The 6,479-nt window shown below is 59.6% G+C and carries 2 protein-coding genes; both read right to left on the reverse strand.

All coding sequences use genetic code 11. The features are described 5' to 3' along the window. The gene (locus BFE01S_RS12260) at positions 1-3,105 is read right to left on the reverse strand and encodes an efflux RND transporter permease subunit (RefSeq protein ID WP_028225748.1); all 3,105 of its coding nucleotides are present in this window, start codon (positions 3,103-3,105) and stop codon (positions 1-3) included. Next, on the reverse strand, positions 3,098-4,231 hold the full coding sequence (locus BFE01S_RS12265; protein WP_028225749.1) for an efflux RND transporter periplasmic adaptor subunit: 1,134 nt from the start codon (positions 4,229-4,231) through the stop codon (positions 3,098-3,100). Before BFE01S_RS12265 ends, BFE01S_RS12260 begins: the two co-directional genes overlap by 8 nt. Positions 4,232-6,479 lie beyond the last annotated feature (2,248 nt).

Genomic DNA, 6,479 nt, shown 5'->3' on the forward strand with positions numbered 1-6,479 from the left:
TTACGCCTCTTCTTCGGTCGGTTTGTTCGCCGCGCGTCGTTCGACGAAGCGTTCGAGGACAAAGTAATAGGTCGGCAGAATATAGAGCGTCAGCAGCGTCGCAATGCCGAGGCCACCCACGACCACCGTGGCGAGACCCCGCTGCACATCCGTACCCACGCCGGTGGCAAGAGCCGCGGGAAGCATGCCGACCGACGCCACCGTTGCTGTCATCAATACCGGCCGGAAACGTTCGAGCGCACCCATGGTGACCGCCTCCTGCAACGGCAAACCCTGCCCGCGCAAGCGGTTGATGTTCGACACCATGATGATCCCGTTCTGCACCGCGACACCGAATAGCGCAATGAAACCCACGGCTGTCGCAATGTTCAGCGTCTCTCCACGCAAATGCAGAGCAACAAGGCCGCCAAGCGTCGCGAGCGGAACGACGCCGAGCACGAGCACGGCCTGACGCGTGTTGCCAAAATTTCCGATCAGCAACATCAGCATGACGGCCATCACAATGCCGAATGAAATGAGGAGGCGCTTCTGTGCGCGCTGCTCGTTCTCGAATGTGCCCGCCCATTCGAGGTGGTACTTATCGTGGTCGAACTGCACCTTCGCGGCGATCTGCTCTTGCGCGTCGGCGAGATACTCCGACAACGCGCGGCTGCGGTCCTCGATGCGGATCGTGACTTCACGCTTGCCGAACTCGTGCGCGATCGTGCTTTCGCCCATCTGGTAGGAGATGTTCGTGACTTCGCCGAGCGGAATCTTCGCGCCCGAAGTCGACGGCAGCGTCAACTGGCCGAGCGTTTCAGGATTGGCCACCACCTTTTCCGGCACGTGCAGCGTGAGATTGTAGGTCCGGTCGCCGACATAGACCGTCGTGATCGGCGCGCCGCCGATCGCATTCGTCACGAGCGTGTTCACGTCGGCTACGTTGATCCCGTACCGTGCCTCTTTGGCGCGGTCATTCCTGATCACGAGGTGAGGAATTTCCGGTTCCTGGAATACCGACGCATCGTCAGTACCCTTAACGTTCTTCAGCACATCGACAATGTCGTTGCCGATGCGGCGCATCTCCTTGAAGTCGTCGCCATAAACACGCAGAACCAGAGCGCTATGTGCGCCGCCAATCATGTCGTCCTCTCCGTCGACGATCGGCTGGCTGATCCCTACCGAAAGACCCGGAATCGCGTTCAGACGCTTGCTCAGCCGATCGACGAATTCCTTCCTGGTTTCGCCATGCCACGTGCTGTACGGCGTGAGGCCCACGGCCGACTCGATATGCGACGGCGTCCACGGATCGGTGCCCGTGTCGTTGCGGCCCAGCTGCGTGACGATATACGACGTTTCGGGGAATTCACGCACCGCCTTGCGCAGTTCCGCTGCCATCTCCATCGCCTTGTCGATCGACAGGCCAGACGGCATCTGCACCTGCAGCCACAGCGCCCCTTCATCGAGTTCCGGCAGGAACTCGCGGCCGATGGTTACGCCCAGCACGATCACCGCGGCAAGACTCACGGCTCCGATCGTATAGGCAAGCTGCCTGCGCGTGATGAACCATTCGAGCGAGCGTGCATATGCCTGCTGCAGACGCTCCAGCCAGCGAACGTGCATCAGCTTGCGCGGCTTGCGCAGCGCCACGTAGGCGAGGCCCGGAATCAGCGTGAGCGTTGCGAGCAGCGCGCCGAACAGCGCATAGCCCATCGTATAGGCCATCGGCTGGAACAGCTTGCCCTCCGCACGCTCGAACGCGAACAGCGGCAGGTACGCAGCCATGATGATCAGGGTCGCGAAAAAGATCGGATGCGCGACCTGCCGTGTCGATTCGAGCACCGTGGCGCCGCTCAGCACGCTGTCCGGATCGTTCTCGCGCCTGCGTAAAATCGCCTCGGTCACCACGATCGCACCGTCCACGATCACGCCGAAGTCGATCGCCCCCAGCGAAAACAGATTCGCCGACATTTTGGTCAGGTGCATCAAGATGAAAACCGTCACCAGCGCGAGCGGGATCGTGACTGCAGCGACCAGAGCGCTGCGCGGACTGCCGAGGAACAGGATCAGCACGATAATGACAAGGCCCACGCCCTCGATCACCGTATGCGCAACCTTGTCCACGGTGGCATGCACGAGGTTGTCGCGATCGATATACGGCACAATGCGCACGCCCATCGGCGCGAGTTGCTTCTGCAGTTCGTCCACGCGCGCGTGCACGCCTTCGAGCACCTTCGACGGATTTTCGTACTTCAAAAGATCAACGATCCCTTCGATCGTGTCCGGATTGTTGTCCTTGCCGAGCACACCCTCGCGCACCTGGTGGCCATATACGAGTTTGCCGAGATCCCGCACGAGAATGGGAACGCCGTTGCGCTGCGCGACGACGATATCGCCGAGATCCTTCAGCGTCTGAATCTGGCCAATTCCGCGAACGATGTAAGCTTGCTCGCCACGCGTCACACGACTGCCGCCCGCATTGCCATTGTTGTTGTTAATGGCAGTCATCACGTCGCTGATCGCCACGTTGTAGCGGATCAACTGCCTGGGGTCGATTTCGAGTTGGTACTCTTTTGTGAACCCGCCGAAATTATCGACGTTCGCCACGCCCGGCACCTGCATCAGCGCGGGAATCACGATCCAGTTCTGGACCTCCGAAAGCTGCATCAGGTTCTTCGTGTCGGACTCAAGCGTGTAGCGATAGATCTCGCCGGCGGGCCCCGAAACAGGGTCGAGCGAGGGCGTCACACCGGTGGGGAGCGACACGCCGCTGATCCGTTCGTTGATCCGTGCGCGCGACCAGTAATCCTCCGCACCGTCCTTGAAAACCATCGTGATGAGCGACAGGCCGAACGTGCTGCTCGAGCGCATCATCACGACGCCGGGCGTACCGGCGAGCGCGCGCTCGAGCGGAATGGTGATCTGCTGCTCGATTTCCTCCGCAGCGAGGCCCGGCGCCTGCGAGGTCACCTGCGCGGTCACGTCGGTCAGCTCCGGATACGCCTCGATCGACATCTGCGTCCACGAGTAATACCCGAAGATCGCGACGATGATCGCAACAACGATCGCGAGCGTGCGCTTCTCGAAGCACCGCGTGATGATCGTATCGACTAGCTTCTTAATCATTGGTCAATACCCCACCCTTAACGACGACACGCTCGCCCGGCTTGACCCCGGAGAGCACGCGCGTCAGATCGCCCTCGTCGTAGCCAAGCTCGACCGTGCGGCGCTCGAACGCCCACGGCGACACTTCCACGAGCACAGTCGTGTTGTCGTTGTGCATCAGCAGAGCCGACTGCGGCACCATTACCTGGGGATGCTGCGGCACATCGACAGCGATATCGGCGTACATGTTCGGCATCAGGTGACCGTTCGGGTTCCCGAACGCGATATGGACGGGCAAGCGGCGCGTATCCGGCGAAACGACGCTGGTCGAAGCAAGTACCTTGCCGTGCAGCACTTCGCCAGGATAGGCGCTGAGCGTTACCTCCGCGTCGTCACCGGCCTGGATCTCGCTGATCTGATCTTCGGCCACGTTCGCCGTGACCCAGACCGTGCTGATATCGGTGACCGTCATCATCGCGGCCGTCGGATCGTCAACGTTGCCGCCCTGACCGACATTCAGTGCCGTCACCACACCGTCCATGGGTGCCGTAATGGCAAGCGCCTGCGCACCGGGGCCCGCGCCCGGAATCCCGCTGAACGATTCGAGGCGCGTCTTCGCACGCACGTATTCGGCTTCGGCCTGGGTCACACCGCTTTGCGCGGCCTCGATATCCTTCACCGCGGCTGCACCGGTCTGCTGAACGCCGCGCGTACGGTCGAGTGTCTTCTTTGCGAGATCCAGCGCGTCGTGCGCCTTGTCGAAGTCGGAGTACGCCTGGGCCATGTCGCCCGAAGCGATCAGCGCAAGGACCTGACCTTTCTTGACGGTATCGCCGAGACCCACTTTCAGTGTCACGCGGCCCGTGAGCGGCGGAAGGATATTCACAGTGCGCGACGGATCGGCGTCGACCTCGCCGGGAACGATCACCTGGTGCGGCGTCCGCGAAACGGTGGCCGGCGCGACTACGAGGCGCGTGCGCAACGGCGAACCTTCCGGCACATGCAGGATGCCGTGATCGACTGTGAACGGTGCCACCGGAGCAGCATCAGGCGCTTCGCTCGCGTGTGCATAGTGCTTGATGCCAAGCCAGACAGGCGTGGCAATGATGATGGCCGGCACAAGCCATTTGACGTTCGTTATTTTCATGCCGTATTGCTCCTTGCGAGCTGGATTTCGAGTAAATGGAAGTTCGAGACCGGGAGACCACATCCGGTCACAGGTTTGAAATTTCTGTTCGCGAGCCGCAGATCGTCGACAACAACCCGCGATGCGCTCTGGAAGCAGTACTCCGCCGGCTACGAAGCAAACGCCCAGAAGGCGAAACCCGCTCGACCAACAGAATGACTTCGCCTGATTTTCAGTTAGTACAACTTCTTACATTCGATATTTGTCAGACCGTTTCGTACATCCTATGCATACGAAGATCTTCAAGATCCTTGCATTGACGTTCGACAGTTCATCCTTTATCTGGATATACTTTCGCAATCCTTATTGATTGCCAAGGAATGTAATATTTCCGTTTCGATTTGACTATCGGGATGACGAGTCCGGGCTCGTCGTAACCATACCCTCAGGCTGTGGTCTGACTCGACGCACGGATTGCAGGACGCTCAGGCACAGGCTTTATGCGGTGTTCACCGCAAGCGGCGTAGCAGAGATAGCGGATAACAGTCACTGTCCGGCATGTTGGCTCCTTATCGGCGTTGAGCGCGCACGAACATCCACGTACCGGTCGGCGCCCGAGTGGAAAAGGGCGCGGACGGGCACGATCGCGATCGATGCGCGCGACGTGGCACGATGCGCTCGCGCGGAGAACGCAGCGACCGTATGGCGCGAATCAGGGGTGCACGGAAGTGTTACTGCGACGCGCACCGTCTGCCTGGTGGCAAGACGGCGGCTGGAGAAAAAGCGCGGACGTCTTGCGGATCAGGCAGAGAAACTGTTCGTAGATCGACTACTGCAACTGTCCAAGGCATTAGCCCCTTTTGTGAAGACGGGCGAATTCTAGGTGGGCGCCCATTAGGGTGTCAACCGATATTTCATGCGACACCAATCATTTCGATATGCTGATCTTTTCATTACGGATACGCATCGAAGCCGGCCGGTGAACGCGGCGTCGGCGAAGCGAAAGGTCATGCGGAAATGGCGCTCCAACCTCTTCAGCCGCGCGCGATTCTATTGATTCTCAGTCGGCGCCCACAAGTAAAAATCGCGTAAAGCCGTTGTGCAGAATCGACACGCCATCAGTACCCCAATGCGTAGCCTGAAAATGGCTTTCCCGATTCTTTCTATTCCATTTTTCAACCCTTCATTACCAGAACGCGCCCAGGAGCGTACGCACATGCCGAAAATTCGTTGACGCTCGAATGTTCAGTCATCTACACTCGCGGAATTGTCGATCTTTGGGACTGGTACCTTGGACAGTAGCTGTAGTCGATCTGAGAGCAGTTTTATCGCCTGACCCCGCAAGACGTCCGCGCTTTTTCTCCAGCCGCCGTCTTGCCGCCAGGCAGACGGTGCGCGTCGCAATCTAACACTCCCCCGTGCACCGCTGAGCGCCATAGGGGCGCCGGGTGTTCGCTCGCCCACATCCGCCCTATGGAACCAATCCTCGCGCTTCGCGCGCGGGATGTGCTTGTTCGCGCCTTGCTAGCCGGCGCGGATCGGCGCGTGAATTCACTGCGTATAACGCGCAATCAGGAGCCGATATGCCCGACAGTGATAGTTATCCCTTATGCCATTCAAGTTTTCCTTTAAGTCATTTCACTGAGGAAAGCGAGTAGACGTCTTTCGCCGCGCCCATGCTGCGCGCACTCCGCCGTCTGCCTGCTTTCCGCGTAACGCGTTAAAGCCTGACGCACGGAGATACACCATGAATTTCGGCCTCCTTCTTTCGAATCTTCCCCACATCGAAGAATCGCGTTCCCACTACGAGGCCATGCTGTCGCTGCACGCGCATGAACCGCACAAATTCGCTGCACTCTGGCGCAATCTCAAGCGCCTCATCGCATTCCGAACACGAGGCTCGTCGCAAAGCGCGCGTATCTGCTGAGTCCACACGTCATACCGACACGGAACGCTTCCCAGTCGCTCAGTGCCTCGCGTTGTCGTTGTGCAACGGGGAGGAGCGCGATGCCGATTCTCACATTCATCATTGCGTGATCTGGCTGAATGCGGGTGTCTGCCGGCCCCGGTACGTCCGTCGCGACTTGTGAACGCTAGCCATTCGCGTCTCCAAAGCGATTGGAGTCAGTGCACAGCGATGATATTTCATGGATTCCTGATTAACCTTCAGGTACGGGTGAATCGGCTAAAGCAGTAGCGCTGGTGCAGTGCCCACGTCACGGCACCGGCGCAAACTTCCTTCGATGCCGCCAGAGTCCGCAACGGGACG

The organism is Paraburkholderia ferrariae NBRC 106233 (assembly GCF_000685035.1).
GTDB classification, from domain to species: domain Bacteria; phylum Pseudomonadota; class Gammaproteobacteria; order Burkholderiales; family Burkholderiaceae; genus Paraburkholderia; species Paraburkholderia ferrariae.